Raw genomic sequence first — 24,580 nt, forward strand, 5'->3', positions numbered from 1 at the left:
ACCATCGGGCTGGTTAAAGTCAAAACACCCAGGCCTCATCGGAATGATGCAGGACCTGGGTCTTTTCGTTGAATGCGCTGTTGATTGCTCTTTGACGGATGATTTGCGGACCATCGCCAACTGGGCCTTCGCATTCCTACGTCCTGTCATCCGGCCGCGGGGCAAGCACCTTCGGCGGTGATGTCGAACGGTGACACTCGGGACGTTCGACTGAACGGTTCGCGGCGCCGTTTGAAAAAACATTCCTCGCCCGAAAAGACCGGCATGACTGGGGACCTTACTCCACATCACGCCGGTCTTTCTGATTCAGTATGTGAGAGGTCCGAGTTTGTCGTCCTTCAGGCCCCAATGGATCAGGCCAGGATGTCGGTCACGATCTTTCCATGGACATCGGTCAGACGGAAATCCCGCCCCTGTGCCCGGTAGGTCAGCTTCTCGTGATTGATGCCCAGCAGGTGCAGGATGGTGGCATTCAGATCATGTACATGAACGGGTTTTTCCGTAATGTTGTAGCTGAAGTCGTCGGTCTCCCCGTGCACCAGGCCCCCTTTGACACCCCCACCTGCCATCCACATCGTGAAGTTTCGCGGGTGATGGTCGCGGCCGTAGTTGTCTTTCGTCAGGGTCCCCTGGCTGTAAACGGTACGCCCGAACTCGCCTCCCCACACCAGCAGGGTATCTTCCAACATCCCGCGTTGCTTGAGGTCCTTAATCAGTGCTGCACAGGGTTGGTCCGCAACTTTCGTCAGTTGGCGAATCTGTCCTGGCAAGCTGCCGTGATGGTCCCAACCGCGGAGGAAGACCTGGGTAAACCGAACGCCTCGTTCGGCCAGTCGTCGGGCCAGCAGACAGTTGTAGGCGAAGGAACCTGGCTGAGTGACTTCAGGCCCGTACATCTCGAGCACATGCTTCGGTTCTTTCGAGATGTCGGCCAGTTCCGGGACGGAGGTCTGCATGCGGTAAGCCATCTCGTACTGGGCGATGCGGGCAGCAATTTCCGGATCACCCACGTCGGCCAGACGTTCCTGGTTCAGTTCCCCCAGTCCGTCCAGCATCTGGCGACGGATTCCTCCACTGACCCCCGGAGGGTTGGACAGATACAGCACGGGATCACCCGAGGACCGCATCGAAACCCCCGCATGTTTGGTGGGCAAAAAGCCCGAAGCCCACATCCGTGAGAACAACGCCTGGTTCATCCCCCCCGAAGCGAGTCGCGAGATCAGCACGACGAACGAAGGCAAATCCTGGTTCGGACTGCCGATGCCGTATGACAACCAGGCTCCCAGCGATGGACGGCCTGAAATCTCACTGCCGGTCGTCATGAACGTAATCGCCGGATCATGGTTAATCGCGTCGGTATTCATTGACTTGATGATGCTGATGTCGTCGGCGACCGTGGCCATTTCTGGCAGCAGTTCGCTGATCCACGCACCGCTCTGACCATGCTGGGAAAACTTGAACATCGAGGGGGCAACAGGAAACCGCGTCTGCCCCGAGGTCATCGTGGTGATTCGCTGACCATTCCGAACCGACTCGGGAAGATCCTTATCGAAGTACTCACCCAGTTTCGGCTTGTAGTCCCACAGATCCAGTTGCGAAGGACCATCTGCCATGAACAGCCAGATGACTCGCTTGGCCTTTGGAGCGTGGTGCATCGCCGGCATCACACCAAAAGTCTCACGACCACCCTCGCTGGCCACATCACTGGCGAAAATGCTGGGATTCATGCAGGAGGCCAATGCGGCAGCCCCCAAGCCTGTTGCTGTTCGACTGAAAAAGTGCCGACGCGTCATTGCCAGTTTGTATTCGAGTAAAGGGTCCATAATGGAATCCTCTTGAGTTCGGCGTGACAGGTGTTCATGGAAGCGGATCGTGGTCGAAGCCACGGAAACTACTTCGTAATGGTTTCATCAAGGTTAATCAGCAGGTTCGCGAGCATTGTCCAGGCAGCGTACTCAGCGGTCTCCAGATGGGGATCTCTGGGAGAATCGCCATAGGCAAGCAATTGCTCTGCAGCTTTGGTGTCGGCCTGGAATTGAGCCCGCTGCTTATCCAGCGTCCCCTTGAGAACTTCGAGTTCCCGTGCGGACGGACGACGGGCAGTCACCCAGCGGAAGCCATAGACCAGTCGGTCTTCAGGCGTCTCGCCCCCTTCACGCAACATCCGCTCAGCCAGCTTGCGGGCCGCATCGACGTATTGCTTGTCATTCATCAGCGCCAGCGCCTGCAGCGGCGTATTCGTCCTTGGACGCCGCACCGTACAGTTCTCTCGCGAAGGGGCATCGAAGGTCGACATCGATGGAGGTGGTGCCGTCCGCTTCCAGAATGTGTAAAGGCTGCGACGGTACAGGGATTCCCCCGCATCCGGTTTGAATTCACGCGTGTTGCTGCCCACAAAGGCCACCGCCTCCCAGATTCCTTCTGGCTGGTACGGTTTGACACTCTTTCCGCCGGCCCGCTCGACCAACAGGCCGCTGGCGAACAGGATCGAGTCACGAATCACTTCCGCATCAAATCGGAAACGAGGGCCTCGTGCCAGCAAGACGTTTTCCGGATCACGACTCAGCAGTTCGGACGAGACCTTTGCCGACTGTCGGTACGTGCCCGACATCAGCATCAGTTTGTGCATGCGTTTGACATCCCACCCGGTGCGAATGAACTCGGTGGCGAGCCAGTCGAGCAGTTCAGGATGGGAAGGCCATGTCCCCTGAGCCCCAAAGTCTTCGGCCGTTTTCACGATGCCGGTCCCGAAGAACTGTTGCCAGTAGCGATTCACGACCACGCGGGACGTCAGTGGATGTTCCGGAGCCACCAGCCATTGTGCCAGTCCCAGTCGATTGTTGGGCACACCTTCGGGTAATGGTGGCAACACAGCAGGAACACCACGTTCGACCCGTTCCCCCTTTTTATCGTAAGCACCCCGGATCAGAATGAAGGCTTCGCGTGGCTGCGGCAGGTCCGCACTGACCATCGTTGCCGGAATCGCCGCGTCCAGATCGGCACGCTGCTTTTCATTTTCGGCGATGCTGGTTCGCAACTTCGCAAACGTGTCCCGCGTGTCAACGTTCACGTGCTGCAGGAAGTAGTCGCGCAACTGTTGCTGTTGCTCCGGTGTTCTCGCAGCGGAAGCGAGCTTCAGAATCTCCTGTATCGGCGCGGGATACGTCGTGCTTGGCGTCGGCTGTTGCGCCTGTTCCCAGGCAATCTGCGACTGGAAATCGGTAGGAGCGGGGGCGGCCCGGGACACGATTCCGGCTTTATCCCAGTAGCAGGTGCCGCCGAACTGGGTGAACGCCCAGCCGTTGAGATTAGCACCCGCAGGAAGTCCCACATCGGCCGCATTCACTTCCAGCCGTACCCATTCTCCCGTCTTCGGCAGGGGACCTGCAATTCGTTTGGCTGGAGTATTCTTGGCACCAAACCCGATGGCGTCTTCGTCCCCCCAGTTGGTCCGGTGTTCCCAGCTACCATCATTAAACTGAAGCATGATGGCGCGGGGCGGGTTCGCCGGATCGAGATAAACGTAGGCGAACAGCGTGTCCCCTTCGCCAATCTTCAAGGGGGGATTCGCGCCTGTGAAGAAGTGCTGCGACAGACCCGTCGCGGTGCGGCTGGAGGCCTTTTCTCCCGAAAAAACGGGACCTTCTCCCTTGGTGATCAACCGCCAGGGGGAATCACCCGCAGGCTGTGCCCCCGGAGGAAGCTCGTCATCCACCCAGACGGTCTCCAGACGCAGCACAGAAAGGGCATCAGCGGGCAAGTCTTTCCCTGCCAGCGGATCCACGTAAGCGGCCGTCGCTGCGGCGAGAGCGGTGGCGGACGATTGCTGCAACGCGGCCAGCTCGTTCAGCAGATCCTGCTGCCGTTTGGTGTGTTCGGTTGAGGGAAGCTTCAGGATCGGAGGAGGCAACAGCGCGTTGCCGTCCATGGCGGCATCGGCCATCGAATAGAAATACGAATAAAGCGAGTAGAATTCCTTCTGCGAAATCGGATCAAACTTGTGCGTGTGGCAAACGGCGCACTGCAGTGTCAGTCCCAGGAAGACGGTCGAAAGAGCCTCCGTCCGGTCCACCGCGTAACGGACCAGAACCTCTTCGTCGATGGAGCCACCTTCGCCTGTCGTCACGTTACAGCGGTTGAATCCCGAGGCCACCTTCTGATCGACGGTCGCGTCAGGGATCAGGTCGCCCGCCAGTTGCTCGACCGTAAACCGGTTGAAGGGCATGTTCTGATTGAACGCATTGATGACGTACTCGCGGTACGGCCACATCGATCGCTCGTTATCCAGATGCAGTCCGTGCGTATCACCATAGCGTGCGGCATCCAGCCAGATTCGTCCCTGGTGTTCACCGTAACGGGGTGACATCAGCAGACGATCAATCAACCGCTCGTATGCTTGTGAGGATTCATCAGCAAGAAAGGCGTCAACTTCGGCAGGGGTGGGTGGAAGCCCGGTGAGATCGATCGTCGCGCGACGAATCAAGGTCACCTTGTCCGCTTCGGGGGATGGTTCCAGTCCTTCGGCTTCCAGTCGGCTGAGAATGAACTGATCAATCTCGTTGCGCACATGATTCGAGAAGCGGGTGGCGGGAGGTTCGGGACGAACAGCAGTAATAAACGACCAATGCCCCTGATACTCGGCCCCTTGCCGGATCCAGGCCTTCAGCGTTTCGATCTCGCTCTCTGAGACACTTTTGCCGCTCTCCGCGGGGGGCATCTTCAGATTCGGATCACTGGTCGTGATCCGCTCAATGATCGCACTCGCCGAGACATCACCCGGCACGATCCCGGTGTTCCCCGATTCCAGTTTCGCAACCGCGGTTTCGGGCTTGTCGAGCCTCAAACCGGCCTGGAGCTGGTTCTTATCCGGGCCGTGGCAGAGGTAGCAGTTGTTCGACAGAATGGGCCGGATGTCTCGATTGAACTCAATTTTGCGATCGGCCCCCGATACCGATGAGACGGAACCGAGCACCAACGTTGAGAGCGTCGCCGCGCAGACGAACGTGGTGAGACTGCGAGATCGTGCGGAGCGCGCCATCCCCGCAGAATATTCGGGTCGATGAGATTGACGCCGGGGCGATGCACCACAGAGGTCGTGCTTCACGTCTACACCCGTGGCGGAAACTGTCACCACACAGAGAGCATTGCGGGACATACGAGGAGATCCTCGAGAATACAGGCGGGATGAAAACACAGCGGAGGGAGATCCGGTGGGCGGTACAGTACCGTTGATCAATATCAACCGATTCATCAGCAAAAGTCAATTAGCGATCTGATACCCCATTCCCATGATGTCCTCTATGTCAAGCGATACGCATTTACAGAGTACGGAAAAGTGGAAGCTCATACCGTTCAGAAATCCATCACTGGATCCTGAATCGGAGACGCGCCGGGAATCAGGAGGTGATGATCCGAATAGAGAGGACCAATCCGATTTCCAACATTTCAGCAAAGATTAAGGTAAAGAGCAGGAATTTTCTTGTATTCAAGCTACTGAGACTTCTAGACTGACTGTTGCGTAATTGACCTATCTCTCGACAGAAAAATTCTTGCTCTTTCTGGGCCACGTCTGTCATTTCTTGCGAGTCTCACCCCACCTCGTAGCGATGGAGCATTTTCCTTGTCTTTCCTCTTCCCATCTCCCATCTTCAGAGGACGATCAAATGCCACGTTACATTGCGCGAAAGATTGGATTCACCCTGATTGAACTCCTGGTCGTGATTGCGATTATCGCAGTCTTGATTGCACTGCTGTTACCCGCTGTACAGCAGGCCCGCGAATCGGCTCGACGCACTCAGTGCAAGAACAATCTGAAGCAGCTTGGCCTGTCGCTGCACAATTATCATGACACCCACAAGGTCTTCCCCTTCCGCTCGGGTGGTGGTACAGACGACATCAATAATTTCGACCAGGTCTTCATCTCCAATCTCAGCGGATTGGGTCTGTTATTGCCCTTTATTGATCAGGCGCCGCGTTATACTGCGATCATGGCACTCCCCTCTTCCGCCCGCGCCTGGGACGGAAATATTCTCTACGCTCAGGATATTCCGGCCTACATTTGTCCGTCCGACATTCCGGTTGGCGGCGTCGCCGGGGGACGTAACAATTATCGTTTCAGTGCTGGCGACTTTGGAAAACGTCATCGTGAGGCTCGTGATGCCCTCAACTGGGGCGGGGAAAATCCGATTCGAGGCATGTTCGGAGTCGACTCCAAGATCAGCATGGCAATGGTCCTGGATGGCTCTTCGAATACTGTGATGATGTCCGAACGATGTCAGGGGATTCAGGATCGCCGGGACGAGTTGATCAGCGGAATCGGAACCCCTCCCCTGAATGACGGTGTAATTGATCCGTTAGTTCCCGGAAATCAGGCGCACATGGACCAATTGGCCACGATTTGCAATTCGGTCGTTTCGAATGGGGTCTACACGTCATACTACAACTCTGAAATTCCGGGCCAGCGCTGGGTTGATGGCGGGTACTTCTACGTCGGTTTCAGCACGTTGATTCCTCCCAACGGGCCTTCGTGTATGGATGCCGGGTGGGATCGTAATCACAACATAATCTCCGCCTCGAGCCGACACACGGGGCTGGTTCAGGTGCTCATGGCCGACGGATCGGTCAGAAACGCCAGCAGCAGCATTGATCGCCTGATCTGGCGTGGTGTGGGCACACGTGCCGGCAGCGAATCCATCGGCGATTGGTAACCTCGTTCGGCGTCCCCTGAGAACGTCGAACCGACGTAAGTTCGCCTGCCAAGTCTGAAGTCTCTCTCCTGTTTGTCCAACCTGGGTCAGGTCTCGAACATTCGCACTCCGTTCTGGTCGACTTTTCACAAAATCCGGCCGGGCTCGGGGTGCGTACTCCGAGGATGCTGAGCAGAGGAGACTTGAAGTCGTCCCCGGATGACTCCATTCCCTTCGCAACGAGCGCCGTCAGCCTCCACGGGCCAGAGGCTGACGGCCGGTATTCGGAAGGACTCAGACGATTCGTTGTTCCGGACGATCCGGCCGCACGCGGGTGACTCCGTCAGCGGCCGAGTTCCGGTCCCCAATGAATGACGCGAATTCGACATTCCAGATGACCATTTCTTCCCCTTCCACGTCCACTTCCAGCAGCAAATGTCTGAGGTCGGCAGAGAGAATGCGCGACCACGGACGGGTCCGGTGAAGTCGTGTCCTCGAGAGCAAACATTCGCCAGACAGGGTCCAGATGCAGCGCCGGAACTCTGATTTCGGTATTGGTGCTGGTTTCCGCCTGGCAGGTCTCTGAATACAGGCAAAACGCGATGCGTGCTGCGGCCCTGCTTGCCAGAACAGAAGAGCGATGGAGCGAAGCCGAGGCGCTGGCCGTTTCGTGTCTCGAATCCCGACCGTCCGATTCCGAAATGATGCTTGTGCTGGGCGAGGCGCTTGAGCATCTGGGCAGCCCGGCGGACGCGCTGGATACTTACCGACGGATCTCTGCTGGTTCGCATTCCCGGAACGCCGCGACCCTCGCGATCGCCTCACTCTTCATGCGGCAGGGACGACTTTCTGATGCCGAAACCGAACTACAGTCGCTTCGAGCACCCACCAGCCAGTCTCCGGAAGTGCACGGCCTGTGGGGAACCCTTCTCAGCCTGTCTGGACGTCAATGGGAAGCAAATCTCCCGCTGCATCGGTCCCTGAAAGGTTCCGGCAACCATCTGGCGGCCCTCATTTCCCTGGCGAATCCCGCGGAGATGCCCGCTCCGCCCGAGGCTGTCTTCGCCCAGATGTTACGGGTTCGCGACCCGCTGGCCCTGTTGGGCTGCGCAAAGATCGCTTCGTCCGTTGGACGAAAGGAGCAGGCCACCAGCCTGCTACGAGAAGCTCTGTCTCGCAGTCCAGAACTACTCGAAGCCCAATTGTTACTCGCCGCGCTGCTTGTTGAGGCAGGCGACGAAGCAAGTTTTTTCCAGTGCTTCAAGCAGCTTCCGGACGCCGCATTGCAGCACCCGGCCTATTGGCTGCTCTTAGCCACACGGGCCGAAAGCGCCACGGACAGCGGCGCCGCCATCCGGTGTTACTGGGAAACGCTTCGCCGCAGCCCGGACTACGACCGAGCCACCTATCAACTTGGTCAGCTTCTGGCAGCGGAACAGCGTGGGGATGAGGCACAACAGTTCTTGGACCGAGCCCGAAAACTGAGTGAACTGACAGAGCACTCTGCAAAGCTGTACGATCGCAAAGGCTCAGCCACCGAGATCGCCTCGTGCGCTCGTCTGACCCTGGAATTGGGTCGCCTTCCTGAATGCCGCGCGTGGTGCGAGTTGCTTCCCGACGAGGCCCGACCGACCGTTGTCAGGGAAATCAACACACAAGTCAGGAAGCTGCTGCGGGAAGACACCCCGGCCCTTCTGCCCGAGGCAGATCTGGCAAAGCGGTTCGATCTGTCGTCTTATCCGCTACCAGATCTGACCTCTCGGCGCATGGACCCGTCTCACACCCGATCAGGTCATCCTGCATCCTCAAGCGACATCCTTTTCCTCGATGAGGCTGCGGCGCTGGGCCTTCAGTTCACTTACTTCAATGGCGAGATTTCGGCGAGTCCCGGCAGACGGATGTTCGAATACACAGGGGGTGGCGTCGCCGCCTTCGACTATGACCTCGACGGCTGGTGTGACCTCTACTTCACACAAGGGACGATCTGGCCTCCGGATACAGCCAACTCTCAGTTCCTCGACGCCCTGTTCCGGAATATGGCCGGGATTCGCATGAGCGAAGTCAGCCATCTGGCCGGTATCCATGATGCCGGGTTCGGGCAGGGGGTCGCTGCAGGTGACTTCGATAACGATGGTTTCCCCGATCTCTATGTCGCCAACATCGACGGAAATCGGCTCTACAAAAACCAGGGTGACGGGACGTTCGTTGATATCACCTCCAGCTCAGGCCTGGCCCGCCATTCCCACTGGACGAGCTCCTGTTTGCTCGCTGACCTCGACGGAGACTCCCTCCCGGATGTCTATGACGTCACCTACTTGACCGGCGATGAGATCTACACTCGTGTCTGTCAGGGAGATGACACCATTTTGGCGTCGTGCCCACCTTCGCTCTTCCCCGCGGCGGTGGACCATGTCTATCAGAATCAGGGAGACGGGACGTTTATTGAGATGACCCGGGAGTGGGGATTTGATGCGCCGAATGGAGATGGACTCGGGATCGTCGCCGCTGACTTCGACGAATCGCAAACCATCAGTCTCTTCGTTGCCAACGATGGACGCCCCAACTTCTTCTTCGCTCCGCAAAGACGATCAGACGGAAAACTCGCCTGGCAGGAACTGGGGCTTGTCAGTGGACTTGCCTACGACGAAGCAGGTGCCGCGCTCGCCTGCATGGGGGTCGCAGCAGGGGATCCCAACAACGACGGACGGCTCGATCTGTTTGTGACCAACTTCTACAACGAATCCAACTCGCTCTACATCAACCTCGGTGCCCGTACCTTCTCCGACCGAGCCAGAACCATGAGACTCCGCGATCCCAGCTGGTCTCTTCTCGGGTTCGGCACGCAGTTCATCGATGCCGACCACGACGGATTGGAAGACCTGATTCTCGTCAACGGACATGTCGACGACTTCTCCTACAAACAGATCCCCTACAAAATGAGACCTCAGTTCTTCCACAACATCGCTCACTCCTTCCAGGAACGATTCGCGGACGAAATCGGCGACTTCTTCCATCTTCCGAGGCTCGGTCGAGGAGTCGCACGAATCGACTGGAACAGGGATGGGCTCGATGACCTCGCCATCTCACACATCGGCGACCCTGCCGCGCTGCTCACCAACAAATCTCCACAACCAGGGCGGGGACTGCGGATCCAGCTTGTCGCCACAAACAGTTCACGCGACGCCATCGGCACGCGTGTCACCGTGCAGGCCGGACAGAAACACCTCACACGGCAGCTCACTGCCGGAGATGGATATCAGGCATCCAACCAGAGGCTGCTCGACTTCGGACTCGGAAACGACACCGGAGAAATCACCGTCGACATCCACTGGATCTCGGGAAGTACTCAATCCTTTACTCTCAAGAACCCCACTCAACCCCTCATCGCCGTCGAAGGAAATCAGCAACTGCTGCAAATCACGGTGGAGAGTCACTGATTGGGGGGTACTGATTCTCAGCCTTAAGATGCCAACAGAAAATGACTCAACCCAAACAATCGTCTTGACGACACTTGTTTCAACAGATATTTTATCGATCGGCGTTCACGCGGCCGGCGAGCGTGCGGCCAGGGCGAGCCGTTTCACTTTGATGAACTGTTTCCGATGAGCACGATCTCTTCCTCTTCTGATCGGCCAACGCAGCGGGAATCCGTCGTCTCCCTGCTGTTCTATGCTTTGCTGCTCGTGGCCGCAGTAGCGTCTTTTATGTTGATCCGCCAGATCGGACAGGGGCTGAAGGCCCCCCCGGGGACTGCGACGGTTTCAGCGCCGAAGGGGACTCATGCCGGGGGTGTCGACGTCGTTGTCCATGTCCTGGCGACACTCGCGGCGGTTATCGCCTTGGGAAACGTGCTCTCGTGGGTATTGAAACGCCTGCACCAACCCGCCGTGATTGGTGAAGTGATCGCCGGAATTCTGCTGGGCCCCTCTGTCCTGGGGGCAATTTCTCCACAGGCGATGCACTTGCTGATTCCCGACGTGTCAGCGGATCCGCATCAACTGGTGCTCGGTTCCCTGAAGACCATCGCGCAGATCGGCGTAATTCTGTATATGTTCGTCGTGGGGCTGGAACTGAATGCCCAGAAGGTTGGACGACAGGCCAAAGCCGCCATCGCTATCTCTCACGCGAGTATCGTCTTCCCGTTTGTGCTGGGATCGTTCACGGCACTGTGGCTCTATCCAATCCTGTCCACCGACAGCGTTCCCTTCACCAGCTTTGCCTTGTTCCTGGGTGTCGCCATGTCGATCACGGCCTTTCCCGTGCTGGCTCGGATTTTGACAGACCAGCGACTTGAGAAGTCTGACCTGGGCGTGATCGCTCTGAGTTGCGCGGCCACCGACGACGTGACGGCATGGTGCCTGCTGGCCTTCGTCGTGGGAGTTGTCCAGGCGCAGGTGGGGGGAGCCATGCTGGTCGCCGTGGCCACGATTGCCTTCATTGCCGTGATGTTTCTGCTGGTCAGGCCGCTGATCGTCAAATGGGTCCATTGGGCCGAACAACATCAGCAAGAGCGACAGACGATTCCACTGTTATTGATTGCACTGCTCTGCGCATCGCTCACGACGGAAGCGATTGGAATTCATGCCGTTTTCGGAGCCTTCATGCTGGGGGCAATCATCCCTCACGACAGCCGTATCGCCCACCAGCTGACTTCAAAACTGACCGACGTCGTGACGATCCTGCTGCTGCCGGCCTTCTTCGCTGTGACAGGGATGAATACCCGCATCGGTCTGATCAATGGTTGGGACGGCATCCTGATCTGTCTGGCCCTGATCCTGGTCGCCACGGTTGGCAAGTTTGGGGGGACGGTCGCAGCTTCGCGAATGGTCGGGATCGACTGGCGCACTTCCGCCGCGCTCGGAATCCTGATGAACACCCGGGGGTTGATGGAGCTGATCGTGCTGAACATCGGATTGTCGCTGGGAGTCATCTCACCGAAGTTGTTCGCGATGATGGTGATCATGGCCGTCGCCACAACAATTGCGACCTCGCCAATCCTCCGCAAGCTGCTGTCCCATTCGGCCAGCGGCGCAGAAGGGTCTGTCACCTTCCGCAGCGAATCCCCGTAACCACTTCGGTTCGATAACTCATTCGAGAACCGACGAGACGTTCTGTTGACCGGCTCAGGCCTCCGTTCGCAACCTCTTCATCGGTACTCACTCAGCTCGCTGCAACATTGATCGAGCCAGCCCCCTGACGCATAACAGGCGCGTGATGCTGGTTGTCCACTTGAGCGAATCGGCTCCGCCCCTTGACTGCCAAACACTTCACATGTAAACTATCCACCGAAAGAGGCAATCACTTGGTTAGACAGAAGTGGCTACCGTCCGAACCAGAGAATGAAGGCTGTCGCGCCCGCTCGAATCGAACGAGCCGGGAAGTCAGCTTAAGGAATCTCTCAATCGAACCACCGTTTCTTCGCCCATTTACATGACATGTAAACAATCACTGCGACTGGCCTCTCTCTCAACAACCCTTTTCGTCAGGAGAAGTCCCATGCTTCAGATCCGAAAATCCAACGATCGCGGTCACGCCAATCATGGCTGGCTGAACACGTACCACACTTTTTCATTCGCTTCTTACCGTGACCCGCGTCACATGGGATTTCGATCGTTGCGCGTGATGAACGAAGACTGGGTCGCTCCCGGCCAGGGCTTTGGCACACATCCTCATCAGGATATGGAAATCGTGACCTACGTTCTCGAAGGGGCACTGGAGCACAAGGATTCGATGGGAAATGGCGAAGTTCTTCGACCGGGTGAGTTCCAGCGCATGACGGCGGGAACGGGAATTACCCACAGTGAGTTCAATCCCTCCCCAACGGAACCAGTTCACCTCTATCAGATTTGGCTGTTCCCTTCGGAAAAGGGACTTGAGCCAAGTTACGAACAACGCCGATTCCCGGAATCAGACCGGCACAACAAACTGCAATTGGTTGCCTCGCCATCGGGAGAACACGGTTCACTACTTATTCATCAGGACGCCCGGATTTATTTGGGCAATCTCGACAAAGAAAGCCAGATACACCAGCAATTCGCGTCAGGCCGACATGCATGGCTGCAAGTATTACGCGGCTCAGTCACAGTGAATGGCCAGCATCTCGAAACCAGTGATGGTGTGGCGGTAAGTGACGAAGCTGAATTAGCAATCCAAGCGGCCGAAAATGCCGAAATTATGCTGTTCGACCTTCCATAGACCACTCTCAGTCATTGTTCACGAAAGCGAGGATTTCCATGAAGGCTCTTTTACAAGGACTTACCACTGTCCTGGGCCGAATCATGATCGCGGCAATCTTCCTGACCTCTGCCATCAGCGGCCACCTGCGAGACTTTGACGGTGTCGCAGCCTCGATGGGGTCTCGTGGAATTCCTCAGCCTCAAGTCCAACTCGCGGGAGCCATCTTGTTTATGATCGCGGGGAGTGTGTCATTGATTCTGGGGTACAAGGCCCGGATCGGAGCAGCCATGCTGTTCCTGTTCCTCGTTCCGGTCACATACTACTTCCATGACTTCTGGAACTTGCGCGGCCCCGATCAACAGTCACAACTGGTTCAGTTCCTGAAGAATCTTGGCTTGATGGGTGCGATGCTGTTTATCATGGCGAATGGTTCAGGACCGATGAGCCTGGAAAAGAGCGGATCCAAAGGAGCCTCGGCCAAACCGAAGGCCAAGCCTGCAAAATGAGGGGAACGAGTCGCAGACCTTCAGTGCCGGAGGATCGAAATTCGGCCCGGGGCTCCTGGGCGCACTCGCCAATCATGTTTTGACCGGAAACGTGTTCCCTGCACACGTTCCCACCAGAGGACCTCGACTCGTTCCCATCGGAACCACGAGGTCCGAGCGGGCCTTTTTCTCGTCTCGCGCTCCCGTCCGGGTGAGCGCTATGAGGACGCTTTCGTCTTCAAGAGACACTCAGGCCTGTATTCACCTCTTATTGCGGTCTTGTTTCTGCAGCCCCGCAAGCTGCTCCTTCACATACCTTAAGGAGGAAACCAGCCGGGCTTCGCTCGCTCTTTCATCACCTCGATCTGCAACCTCACTTGACCTGTGGAACGACGTTCCTGCCATCCCCATTATCGCGGGAGGAAGCCAAATTCGTAGTTCAACGAAGGCGATGTATCGAATTGCAACCATTTGTCTACCAAGAACACAAGAGTGTTTTGATATGGCGCTTGATGAGGGTCCGTGTCACGGGGTAGAGTAAAAAAATGTCAATCGGTCACTGACACATTTGTTACCCGTTGTTCTCGTGGGCCCCATTGTCATGAAGTTCAAAATCAAGGAAGACCGAGACGACGTCGTCCAGGTTTCGATTGAGGGCTGTCTGAATCAGCAGGACGTCGCACCTCCGATCGATCCCATTCGTGCCTTGCTTGGTCCCAGCGCCTATCAGAAGACGGTGCTGCTTGATATGCGGGACTCGAGTTATCTGGATTCACTCTGCATCGGTTGGCTGCTGAGTTGTCACAAACGATTTCGTGAGCAGGGGGGGAAGCTGGTCATCCACTCACTCCCCACCGTCGCCGCGAATGTGATCTCGCTGTTGCGATTGAACACCGTCTTTCAGATGGCGGACGACTCGGAAAAAGCCCTTCAACTCGCACGCGGGGAGGTGGCTTAGATGGCCTACGACGGTCGTTTCTCACCCGACTTTTTCACTGAAAAATCGTCGGCCGAAGTCCTTGAAGCCATCATTGAACGAGCGGCTGAACTGCACGTCAGCGATTTGTTTCTGCTAGGCGAAGAAGGGGGGGTGCGCGTCGCCTACCGACGGATGGGGGGATTGGAAACAGTCGCCGCGTTGCCTCTCGAAGTGGGACGTAGCGTGATCACTCTGCTCAAAGCAGAAGCGGGAATCGATCTGGGGGACCGCCGCCGACCGCACGAGGGTCGGCGGATTCAGACAGTTGGTGATCGAGTCGTCGACCTGCGAATCAATATCATCCCCACGCTGCACGGCGAGGACGTCACCGCGCGTTTGCTCGACCGGAAGTTCGGCCTGAAGAGCCTCGACCAGATCGGCCTGACCCGCATCGAACTGAATAAGATCCAGGCGATGCTCGCCAATCCAAGCGGCCTGATCCTCGTGACCGGCCCGACCGGAACTGGGAAAACAACAACACTTTATGCGGCCGTGCAGAGCCTGAACGACGGGTCGAGAAAGATCAATACGCTCGAGGATCCTGTCGAGTACGCCGTCGCAGGGCTGCGACAGTCCCAGGCGAATCCCCGGATTGGACTGGATTTTCCGGAATTGCTCCGCAACGTACTGCGACAGTCCCCTGACGTCATTATGATCGGCGAGATCAGAGACGAAGAAACGGCCGCGACCGCCGTCCGAGCCGCCAACAGCGGAACGGTGGTCTTGTCGACACTGCACTCACCCGTCGCGGCAGCCGCCGTCCAAAGCATGGCCGCCCTGGGGGTCAATCGCTACTTCCTGTCAAACTGCCTGCTGGGCGTTGTCGCGCAGCGACTGGTGCGGACGCTCTGCCCCAAGTGCCGGGTGGCTTACGACATCAGCGAATCACCGGAAACGTTTGCCGATATCCAGCCATACCTCGAACCCGGCTTTGGCTCGTTCATCTTCGGCCCCGGATCCTGCGAAGCCTGCCTGCATCAAGGCTACGCCGGCCGAACGGCCGTCGTCGAGTTGATGGTCTTCAACCGGGCACTGCGTCAACTGGTGGCCAACGGCTGCAGCAGCGAAGAACTGCAGACGTTCGCCATTCAACAGGGGATGCTGGAATTCCGACGTTCAGCTCTCGTGAAAGTCGCGATGGGGATTACGAGCACCGAAGAAATCATGCGAGAACTGCCAACGGATCAACTGGGCCTCGATTGATCGGCCCGGCGAAGTCTCGGATGACGGCTGCACGTGACGAGCAGCAAGAGTGTTCGCCAGCAACGCCTCCGCGCGCCGCAATAGAGGGAGTGAGACCGACTGAGAGCGGGTCAGAGACCCGCTCCAGCGCTGTCCTGTTCGTGACTTGAAGCCGTTACAGGATTTCCAGTGTCGGCATCTTGGGTGCGACCAGCAGTTGCTTGGCCACCTGAATGGCGACCTGCTCGCAAATCTGAACTAGCGGTTCCCGTGACGGATTTTCTTCGGAGAACAGGGTCGAAATCCGCCCCGCGTCGCCTCGAATTCGAATCCCTGAATCGATGGGAAGTTCGCCCAGAAACGGCACGTTCAATTCTTCCGCCATGGCCTTGGCTCCGCCTCGACCGAAGATCTCGCCCGACATGTTTTCGACAATGCCCAGAATAGGAATCTTGACCTGATTGAACATGCTGATCGCCTTGATCGCGTCGAGCAGCGCCACTTGTTGAGGTGAGCAGACGACGACGGCTCCGGCAAGACCGAGCAACTGCGAAAGGGTCAGCGAGATGTCGCCGGTACCGGGAGGCAGGTCGATGATCAGGTAGTCCAGATCACCCCAGTCGGTATCTTTCAGAAACTGGGTGATCGCACGGTGAAGCAGGGGGCCTCGCCAGATCACCGCCTGATCCGGTTTCAGAAAGTAGCCCATGGAGATGACCTTCAGGCCATCAACGTCAACAGGCTGAATCCGCTCGATCTCCTCACCCGATTCCGTCCTGACTTTAATGGCGGTAGGGCGATCCACAGACCCGACCATGTGAGGGACACTGGGCCCGTACACGTCCGCATCCATCAAACCAACTTTGCAACCGAGCGTCTTCAGACCATACGCCAGCGAAGTGGCGACGGTACTTTTGCCGACGCCCCCTTTACCGCTTCCGACAGCGATGACGTTCTTGGCGCGAAGCCCAATCGCACCACCGGACATTTTCCCTTGAACGACGGAAGTGAATTTCACCTCGACCGCCGTCACATCGGGCTGCCCCTCTTTCACCGCAGCGGTGATGGCATCAGAAATCCGGTGCTTCCCCGGATAAGCAGGGGTCGGAAGTTCAATTGTGACGTGGACCGTAGATCCCGTCGTTTGAACGGCTTTCACCATGTCCAGCTCACCAAAAGTCCGGCCAATTTCCGGGTCTTTCAGGCTGCGGACACGCTGCAACACCTCTGCTTCCGACAACATAGCCACTTCCCAATACTTCAGAAGAATTGAAATCACATTCATTTGTAGCAGCGCGACAACCGCCGGGCAATCACTGGCACACCGCCTGCGATGAGTTCGCAACGCGTTTCCCGACGGGATTCGGCGATCGGCAGGCTTCGCCATAAACTCCGGCCCCCAGTCGGGTAAGCCGTCTTTGGCCTCAGTACGTCCACACGACGAAATGCACACATACCGCGCAAACATGCCTAACGACGAGGCAAGCATTTCGCTTCAGTTCTCCGAAGATTGTCTGGCAATGCCACAGAAAGCCGGCGATTGTTGGAATCCCAGTGAGATCGATTCACTTGGCATCCTGATTGCTTCCGAAACTTGCATAGCAGAGGCTTCTCAGCGCTTATTCTTCTGTTCCCAGACTGAAAGTACATCGAATGAGTGGTAGCACCGCCCGTTATCAGGCCATCCAGGCCGTCACGAACTACAAACCCATTTCAGCCCCGCTGAATTTCGCCGAAACTCCAAGCGGTGAACTCTTCGGAACCAACGTCTTCAGCATCAAGGTGATGAAAGACCGCCTGCCAAAGACCGTCTTCAAATCGGTGATGAAGACCATTGAAATGGGCGAGCCACTCGATCCAAGCGTTGCTGATACCGTCGCCGCCGCGATGAAAGACTGGGCGATCGAGAAGGGTGCGACCCACTACGCTCACATGTTCTACCCCCTGACCGGGATTAGCGCCGAGAAGCACGACAGCTTCCTGGCACCGGACGGCCTGGGTGGAGCCGTTAACGAATTCAGCGGTTCGGCTTTGACCCAGGGCGAGCCAGACGCATCCAGCTTCCCATCGGGGGGCATTCGCGCCACGTTCGAAGCCCGTGGTTACACCGCTTGGGACGTTACCAGCCCTGCCTTCATTCTCGAAAACCCCAACGGCACCACGCTGGTCATCCCGACCGCCTTCTTCTCATGGACCGGTGAAGCTCTCGACAAGAAGACTCCACTGCTGCGTTCGATGAAGGCACTGAACATCCACGCTCAGCGTGTGCTCAAGCTGTTCGGTCACAAGAATGTTCCTTTGGTCACCGCCTCGTGCGGTCCTGAACAGGAATACTTCCTGATCGATCGCAACTTTTTCTTCGCTCGCCCTGACCTGATCAGCGCCGGCCGCACTCTGTTCGGAGCCAAGCCACCGAAGGGTCAAGAGTTCTGCGATCAGTACTTTGGTGCCATCCCAGACCGCGTCCTCGCTTTCATGCTCGACTGCGAGCGAGAACTCTTCAAGCTCGGCGTCCCCGTCAAGACTCGCCACAACGAAGTGGCGCCAAGCCAGTATGAGATCGCCCCGATCTACGAAAACGCCAACGTCGCTGCAGACCATCAGCAGCTCATCATGATGACGCTGAAGCGAGTCGCCGCCAAGTACGGTCTCGAGTGCCTCCTGCACGAAAAGCCCTTCGCTGGCGTCAACGGTTCGGGCAAGCACTGCAACTGGTCGCTCGGCAATCCCGTTCAGGGGAACCTGCTGGAACCTGGCAAGACACCGCACGAAAACATGCAGTTCCTGGTGTTCTGTGCGGCTGTCATCCGGGGCGTCCACAAACACAGTTCACTCTTGCGTGCCGTTGTCGCTCACGCTGGCAACGATCATCGCCTCGGTGCCAACGAAGCTCCCCCCGCCATCATTTCGATCTTCCTCGGCGAGCAGCTTGCTGACGTCTTCGAGCAGATCAAGCAGAGTGGTTCTGCTTCCTCCAGCAAGCAGCCTGGTGTCATGACCGTCGGTGTCGACACCCTGCCAGCTCTGCCCAAGGACGCAGGCGATCGTAACCGAACCAGCCCCTTCGCCTTCACCGGAAACAAGTTCGAGTTCCGCGCTGTTGGTTCGAACCAGTCGCTGTCCGGTCCGCTGGTGGCCCTCAACACCATCATGGCCGAATCGCTGGACTACATCGCCACCGAATTGGAAAAGACCACCGGCGGTGATCCAGCCAAGCTCCCCGGGGCTGTCCAGAACCTGCTCAAATCAATTGCTAACGAACACGGCTCTGTCTGCTTCAATGGCGATGGGTACTCCGAAGAATGGCAATCGGAAGCCGCCCGCCGAGGCCTGCCCAACCTTAAGCAGACGATCGACGCGCTCCCCGCGATTACCCTGCCAGCCACGGTCGAAATGTTTGAAAAGTACAAGGTTCTCTCAGCACGCGAAGCGGCCAGCCGCGAAGAGATCTACTTCGAACAGTACGCCTTGACGCTGAACGTGGAAGCACGGCTCTCCCACGAAATCGCCAAGACGATCATCTATCCCGCTGCAGTCCGTTACCAGAGTGAACTCGCCGCAACCGCCGCCAACTGTAAGGCTGCGGGTGTCGACTTCGATGCCTCGCTACTGGTGAAGCTGAGTGGATTGATTAAGTCGCTCAACGAGAAGATCGCCGTCTTGGAACACCTCAACGAAGAGGGCTGCCATGGTGGACACGGCGTTGCAAATCCAAAGCAAGCCGCCGAACGTTGTGCAAAGAAGGTCAAGCCGGCGATGGAGGCCGTTCGCGAAGTCGTCGACGAACTCGAAACCCTCGTCGCCGACGACTACTGGCCACTTCCGACCTACCAGGAAATGCTGTTCATCAAGTAAGCCTCGTCGCCAGGCCTGAACGACTGCGGGAATCACAGAGTGAACTCGCGGTCTCTGTAGGGTGTTGAGCAGAAACTGCTACAGGTCTGAGGCAACTCTCTCAGGCCTGTGGTCGATAAAATTGAGCTGAGCCAGAAAGACCCGGGACGTTTACGTCCCGGGTCTTTCCTTTTCGCGAAGCAAGATCCTTTTCAACCTCCGCCTCTACCGTCGAAATTCCGTCTCACAGATGGTTATGATCTCTCGTTCGTCTGGCGCCCGCCGCCGATGGCCTGTTGACCCCCGACACACATCGAAAAGACGGTTATGGGCATTTCGCCGAGAATCATGAATTCGCGTAGAGTACGGCCTGCAAACCGCAGTCTCTCGTACATGAGTCTGCAACATTCAGGTCCTGCGGGAACGCGCTACACAAAACGTCAGCACGCAATCGGGACACCGGTGATTCGCTGCGTTGCGTACGTGCTGTTCGTTGCCCTGAGCCTGCCGGGCAGTGACGCCGCGTTGTGTCTGGCTGCAGAAGATAAAAAACCGTCGACCCCCGCTCCCGCCGTCGCGCCGGATCAACAGGCCGAACCGGGCACTGCGGACACGCTACCGCTTTACACGGACATGGAGCTTCCCGCAGCAGAAGAATTGCTGCGATCCAAGCCCTTTGACTGGATCGTGCTGAAATCCAATGAAGTCCTCATCGTGGAACCGGTCCCGCTTCGCCCCGACACGCTCGCATCGATGAATCTGGAATATGAGCGTCATCTGAAAGGACGCGCGGGATTCCGGGAAGGAAATGATCGTCTGGGCGAACGCCGCAGAAGCTTTCAGTCTCTGCCGATCACTCTGCTGGAGCCGGGGGAAGAGCAAGACCCTGATTACCTTCTCGAAACGAAGGTAATCCTGAAGATCGACTACTTCGAAGATCTGGTTCTGCGTCGGGCCAGTCTTCTCATCGATGAACGAAACGTTCCACTCGCCTACGACTTGCTGCTGCTGGTCGACAGGCGTCATCGCGAGAACAACGTGCGATTGAAAGAAGCGTATCAGGCCATGCGCCGCGAGGAGGCCGAGATCGCGGCCGGCGACGAACGCGAACGCTTTACGCTCCCGGAACCGCCCCCCTTAAAGCTCAGTGCGACCTGGCCGAAATTTGACGAACTCTACCAGAAACTGTTGATGACCGATGCCGAGTTGCGGAACCAGCGAGGGGATCGGGAAGGGGCCGTTCGCCTGTTAGAAGACCTGTGGGACCGCAACTCGTCCTACCCCGAACTTTCCCTGCGGCTGGGTCAGGTGATTGATCTGCTGATCAATGAACTCGGAGACCAGGAACGCTATCGCGAAGCCCGCTATTTCCTGAAGCGATTAACGGCTCGTGAAGCACAGCATCCGATCGCACTCAAGTGGAAGGCGGAACTGATCAGCCGGACGACCGCCATGATGGAAGAGGCTCGACGAGCTTCCGCCGAAGGAAACACGGGCGTTGGCGCACGGCTGGTCGATCGGGCTGCCCGGATCTGGCCCGAGACACCCGGTCTGCGGGAAGCACATCGAGAACTGACGGAGCGACATCAGATCATCCGTCTTGGAGTCTTGCGACTTCCGGGTGAGGCCACCAGCTATCCCTACCCGACGGCCAGCGACACACTCGCCACGAGCCTGACGGCACAACCTCTGTTTGAACCGACTCGGGTTGATGAACGGGGTGTCCGCTACCGCTCGCAAATCGTAGAAGCCTGGGAACCACAAGATCTGGGACGTCAGGTTCAGTTTACGGTCCGACTGCGGCGAGCCGACTGGGAAGCCCGACCCCTGATCACTTCTTTCGATATCGTTGACGAATTGTCGCGGAAACTGGATCCGCAGTCCCCCCTCTTTGACGCGCGGCTCGCTGGGGCGATCGTCAAAGCCGTTCCCCAGTCACCCTCTCAATTCACCGTCCATTTTCGGCGACTGCCACTGCGGCTCGAATCCCTGCTTCAGTTCCCGGTCTCTCTGGCAGATCCCCAGGCGCTGAACCCGGACCTGTTCGCAGGGGCGCTCCCCTCGGCGGGTCGCCAGCGTTTTTTCGAGACGGAACGGGACGCACGATCGGTCACCTATCGTCGGGTACGCCCCCAGCCTGCCACGTTGAAGGCCCGCCACGTGGAAGAGGTCGTCCACGTTCGCTACGACAACTGGGAACGTGCCCTGCAGGGACTGATGCGGGGAGAGATTACCGGGATCCCGTTCGCCGATCTGCAGGATGTGAGAGTGCTGCAGGATGATAATCGTTTTCTCGTCACCCCTTATGCCCTGCCGATCTCTCACATGATCATGTTCAATCCCTCAACACCCGTCCTGCGTGATGCACAGCTTCGTCGCGCCATGTCGCTGGCGATCCCCCGCAGTCAATTAATCGAGCAATCGATTCTGGCCGGTGTCAACGCACGCCTCGCGCGTTTAACGGCGACCCCGTTTCCAACCGTCAGCTACGGACACAATCGCTTACTCGAAGGTCCGCCGTACGATCCCCAGCGCGCTGCGGCGCTCGTCCTGACAGCCAAAAAGCAACTGGGTGGCAGTGAGCTTCCCGTGTTGCGAATCGCGGCTCCTCCGGATTCCCGCATTCGTGCCAGCGTTCAGTCGATGATCGAGCACTGGCGGCGAGTTGGTCTCTCGGTGCAATTGAACGAGAGCACCGTCGCGGCAACTCACGATGACTACGACCTGATCTACCGGACAGAGCGAGTGATCGAACCGCTGATTGATCTGTGGCCGCTGCTGACTCAGCACTCTGACACGCGCGTCGATGCGCTCAGGCCTCTTCCCGAACGTGTTCGCCGGCAGCTACTGGAACTGGAGCGTGTCAACGACTGGACCTCCGCAACCGGTCTATTACACCGTATCGAAGCCGAGCTGCTGATCGAAACCCGATTCATCCCCTTGTGGGAAGTCGATGAATACTTCGTCACTCGCCGTAACCTGAACGGTCAGCCCGCGCGGTTGATGCATCCCTTCCAGGATGTCGAGCGATGGACGCTTCAATCCTGGTACCCGCAGGACACTCCCTGATGGCTCCGCTCACACAGTTCTGCCGAATTCTCTGCCTGCTCTGCAGCGGCATGGCCATCGTCGCCCGTTCCGTCGCTGCGGCTGAGAGCCCCTCCGTCAAATCCGCCCACGATGCTGTCGAATATGAACGGCGGCCTTATGAGGTGCGACTGCTGCTGGCATGCGATCCTCTGTCCGCAAGCGCCACGGTTCAGGACACCACCGTCCGTGAGATCCAGCAGGCCGCCCTTCGCTGTGTCGGCGAACTGTGGTCTCTGACCACGATTCCCGTTTCATGGCTGAGCCTTCCCAGCCGGACGGGGTTGGAGCGGATCAACAAGGGGTCACTGGCGCAACACCACCCTGAGGGGGCCCCGGATGTCTGGTTCGCGGCCGTCGTGGAGTCTCTGGCAGTCGGAAAGCGAGTCAGTGTTCGGTCATGGCAGTTTGACGTTCAGCTCCAGACCGAAATTGCTTCGGTCGATGTCATGGACGACCGAGACTTGCCGATCGAGATCTTGAAACTCTGCAGGACCCTGATGCGGCCGATGGGGATCGTCGAGCAGGTCGATAACAAGGATGTGCGAATTCGACTGCGTGGCGGAGAATTGAATCCTCCAGATCCCTCATTCGCCCAACTGCAACCCGGTGACCTCATGGTTCCGTTTCTGGCTTATCGCAATCGCGAACAGGTGATCGAGAAATTGCAGCCAATCCCCTGGACTTATATCACCGTTAAGGACGCTAATGGCTCGGTGGTCCGGGGGGCCGTCGAAAGCGGCCTCAGACTGGCGCTGGGAGGAAAAAAACGGGGCCGGATCGACACCCTGGTCGTGGCCGTTCGACCTCAGTTCTCACAGACGCAGCTTCAACTGGTCACACAAGGACGAACCCCCTTACCTCTGGCGGCCCATCGTGTCGAAGTGCGAAGTGAGGCGATGATTCCCCGGGCGACACCCGAAGACCCCGATGTCGATCCCGGTTCGACTCTACTGGCCGATGAGCTGACCAATCGACAGGGCTACCTCGAGGTTTCACGTTTTCCCGAAAAGACGCTTGTCTGGTTGTTTGTCTACAGTGGTCAGAATCTGCTGGCCCGTGTTCCGTTCATTCCTGGAGTCGCGGCGCATACCCGGCTGGAAGTTCCTGACGACTCCACGCGGTTCGCCGCCGAAGCCGACCTGCAGATGCTTCAGGGGGAAGTGATTGACGCCGTCGCTCTGCGGAACACGGCCATCTCCACAATTCGCGCAGCCGCCAGCAAAGACGACTGGGCCACGGTCAATCAGAAACTGGCACTCCTCAAACAGCAGGAGAGCTCGACGAAACTGATTGAACGCCTGCTGGCTGTTCGTGTCGCCGGAGTGGCTGCAGCACAGGCGAATAAGGACAAATCGGCACAGGCCCGTATCAACCGCATGTGTGATGAGGCGGTGACACTGATCAAGACGCATCTGTCAGACGACAAGATTCGGCAACTCAGCGAGGAAATGGAAGCACTTCAAGCCCAGGAGAAAGACTCTGACAGCGCGCAGTGATCTCGCTGGCCAGACGCGGGTGCGATGCGGAAAGCCGCCTGAGCGACGGAATTGTCAGTCCCCCTGACTTCCCAGCAGTGGCAGCATGTGGGTGGTTACGTCTATAAAACAGGTCTGCGTTGCGCGCAACATTCCGCAACGGGTCATACAGTGTGACGTCCGTCGCGGGCAGGTCCTGTTGAGCAGAGGAAAAATCGTGATGAATTCGCTCAAAATTCTGATGGGGTCGCTGGCTTTGGTCGGTTTGGGGATGGGTCTCGGCTGGACAATCCGGCCGGTACTGGCAGAACCCGAAAAGCCCGCTCACGTCTACGAACTGCGGACCTACACGACCGAGCCAGGAAAACTGCCGGCATTGCATGCCCGGTTCCGCGACCACACGGTCCGGCTGTTTGAAAAGCACGGCATGAAAAATGTCATTTACCTGACCCCCGTTGATGCCGATGGAAAACCGGTCGACAACAAGCTGGTCTATCTGCTGGCTCACAAGAGTCAGGACGCCGCCAAAGCCTCGTTCGACAGCTTCCGGCAGGATCCTGACTGGAAAGCCGCACGCGAAGCGTCTGAGAAAGATGGCAAGATTCTGGCTGTCGCGCCGGAATCAATCTTCTACGTTCCTACGGACTACTCGCCCTTGAAGTAAGGTGCGAT

At 57.8% G+C, this 24,580-nt stretch carries 14 protein-coding genes; 11 read left to right on the forward strand and 3 right to left on the reverse strand.

The features are described from left to right. Positions 1-353: 353 nt before the first annotated feature. On the reverse strand, positions 354-1,823 hold the full coding sequence (locus tag ACGY09_RS13580) for a DUF1501 domain-containing protein (protein WP_397568142.1): 1,470 nt from the start codon (positions 1,821-1,823) through the stop codon (positions 354-356). Between the two features lie 68 nt (positions 1,824-1,891). Further along, positions 1,892-5,155: a PSD1 and planctomycete cytochrome C domain-containing protein gene (locus tag ACGY09_RS13585; protein WP_397568143.1), complete on the reverse strand. Its 3,264-nt coding sequence runs from the start codon at positions 5,153-5,155 to the stop codon at positions 1,892-1,894. Between the two features lie 508 nt (positions 5,156-5,663). Here ACGY09_RS13585 and ACGY09_RS13590 point away from each other — a divergent pair. From ACGY09_RS13590 to ACGY09_RS13620, 7 genes are all read left to right on the forward strand, one after another. Beyond that, on the forward strand, positions 5,664-6,707 hold the full coding sequence (locus tag ACGY09_RS13590; RefSeq protein ID WP_397568144.1) for a DUF1559 domain-containing protein: 1,044 nt from the start codon (positions 5,664-5,666) through the stop codon (positions 6,705-6,707). A 581-nt stretch (positions 6,708-7,288) separates the two neighbouring features. Then, entirely contained in the window at positions 7,289-10,123 is a 2,835-nt protein-coding gene (locus ACGY09_RS13595; RefSeq protein WP_397568145.1) for an FG-GAP-like repeat-containing protein, read from the forward strand. A 165-nt stretch (positions 10,124-10,288) separates the two neighbouring features. Next, positions 10,289-11,755, forward strand: coding sequence for a cation:proton antiporter (locus ACGY09_RS13600; RefSeq protein ID WP_373649698.1), 1,467 nt, complete (start codon positions 10,289-10,291; stop codon positions 11,753-11,755). Positions 11,756-12,182: 427 nt separating this feature from the next. Beyond that, the gene (locus ACGY09_RS13605) at positions 12,183-12,881 is read left to right on the forward strand and encodes a pirin family protein (protein ID WP_397568146.1); all 699 of its coding nucleotides are present in this window, start codon (positions 12,183-12,185) and stop codon (positions 12,879-12,881) included. Positions 12,882-12,919: 38 nt separating this feature from the next. Beyond that, positions 12,920-13,369 (forward strand): DoxX family protein, encoded by a 450-nt coding sequence (locus ACGY09_RS13610; protein WP_397568147.1) that lies wholly within the window; start codon positions 12,920-12,922, stop codon positions 13,367-13,369. A gap of 580 nt (positions 13,370-13,949) precedes the next feature. Further along, entirely contained in the window at positions 13,950-14,306 is a 357-nt protein-coding gene (locus tag ACGY09_RS13615) for an STAS domain-containing protein (protein ID WP_373649695.1), read from the forward strand. Further along, the gene (locus tag ACGY09_RS13620; protein WP_397568148.1) at positions 14,307-15,530 is read left to right on the forward strand and encodes a GspE/PulE family protein; all 1,224 of its coding nucleotides are present in this window, start codon (positions 14,307-14,309) and stop codon (positions 15,528-15,530) included. Between the two features lie 154 nt (positions 15,531-15,684). Here ACGY09_RS13620 and ACGY09_RS13625 read toward each other — a convergent pair whose 3' ends face one another. Further along, complete coding sequence (locus tag ACGY09_RS13625) at positions 15,685-16,752, reverse strand: Mrp/NBP35 family ATP-binding protein (protein ID WP_397568149.1); 1,068 nt, start codon at positions 16,750-16,752, stop codon at positions 15,685-15,687. A gap of 410 nt (positions 16,753-17,162) precedes the next feature. Here ACGY09_RS13625 and ACGY09_RS13630 point away from each other — a divergent pair, with 410 nt between their 5' ends. The 4 genes from ACGY09_RS13630 to ACGY09_RS13645 all read left to right on the forward strand — a co-directional run bounded on the left by ACGY09_RS13630 (position 17,163) and on the right by ACGY09_RS13645 (position 24,572). After that, entirely contained in the window at positions 17,163-19,364 is a 2,202-nt protein-coding gene (locus tag ACGY09_RS13630) for a glutamine synthetase III (RefSeq protein ID WP_397568150.1), read from the forward strand. Positions 19,365-19,691: 327 nt separating this feature from the next. After that, positions 19,692-22,412: an ABC transporter substrate-binding protein gene (locus tag ACGY09_RS13635; RefSeq protein WP_397568151.1), complete on the forward strand. Its 2,721-nt coding sequence runs from the start codon at positions 19,692-19,694 to the stop codon at positions 22,410-22,412. Next, positions 22,373-23,929, forward strand: coding sequence for a hypothetical protein (locus ACGY09_RS13640; RefSeq protein ID WP_397568152.1), 1,557 nt, complete (start codon positions 22,373-22,375; stop codon positions 23,927-23,929). The genes ACGY09_RS13635 and ACGY09_RS13640 overlap by 40 nt, the downstream gene beginning before the upstream one ends. A gap of 199 nt (positions 23,930-24,128) precedes the next feature. Then, on the forward strand, positions 24,129-24,572 hold the full coding sequence (locus tag ACGY09_RS13645; RefSeq protein ID WP_373649689.1) for an NIPSNAP family protein: 444 nt from the start codon (positions 24,129-24,131) through the stop codon (positions 24,570-24,572). Positions 24,573-24,580: the final 8 nt, after the last annotated feature.

The sequence above is a fragment of the Schlesneria sphaerica genome (assembly GCF_044336245.1).
Classification (GTDB): Bacteria; Planctomycetota; Planctomycetia; order Planctomycetales; family Planctomycetaceae; genus Schlesneria; species Schlesneria sphaerica.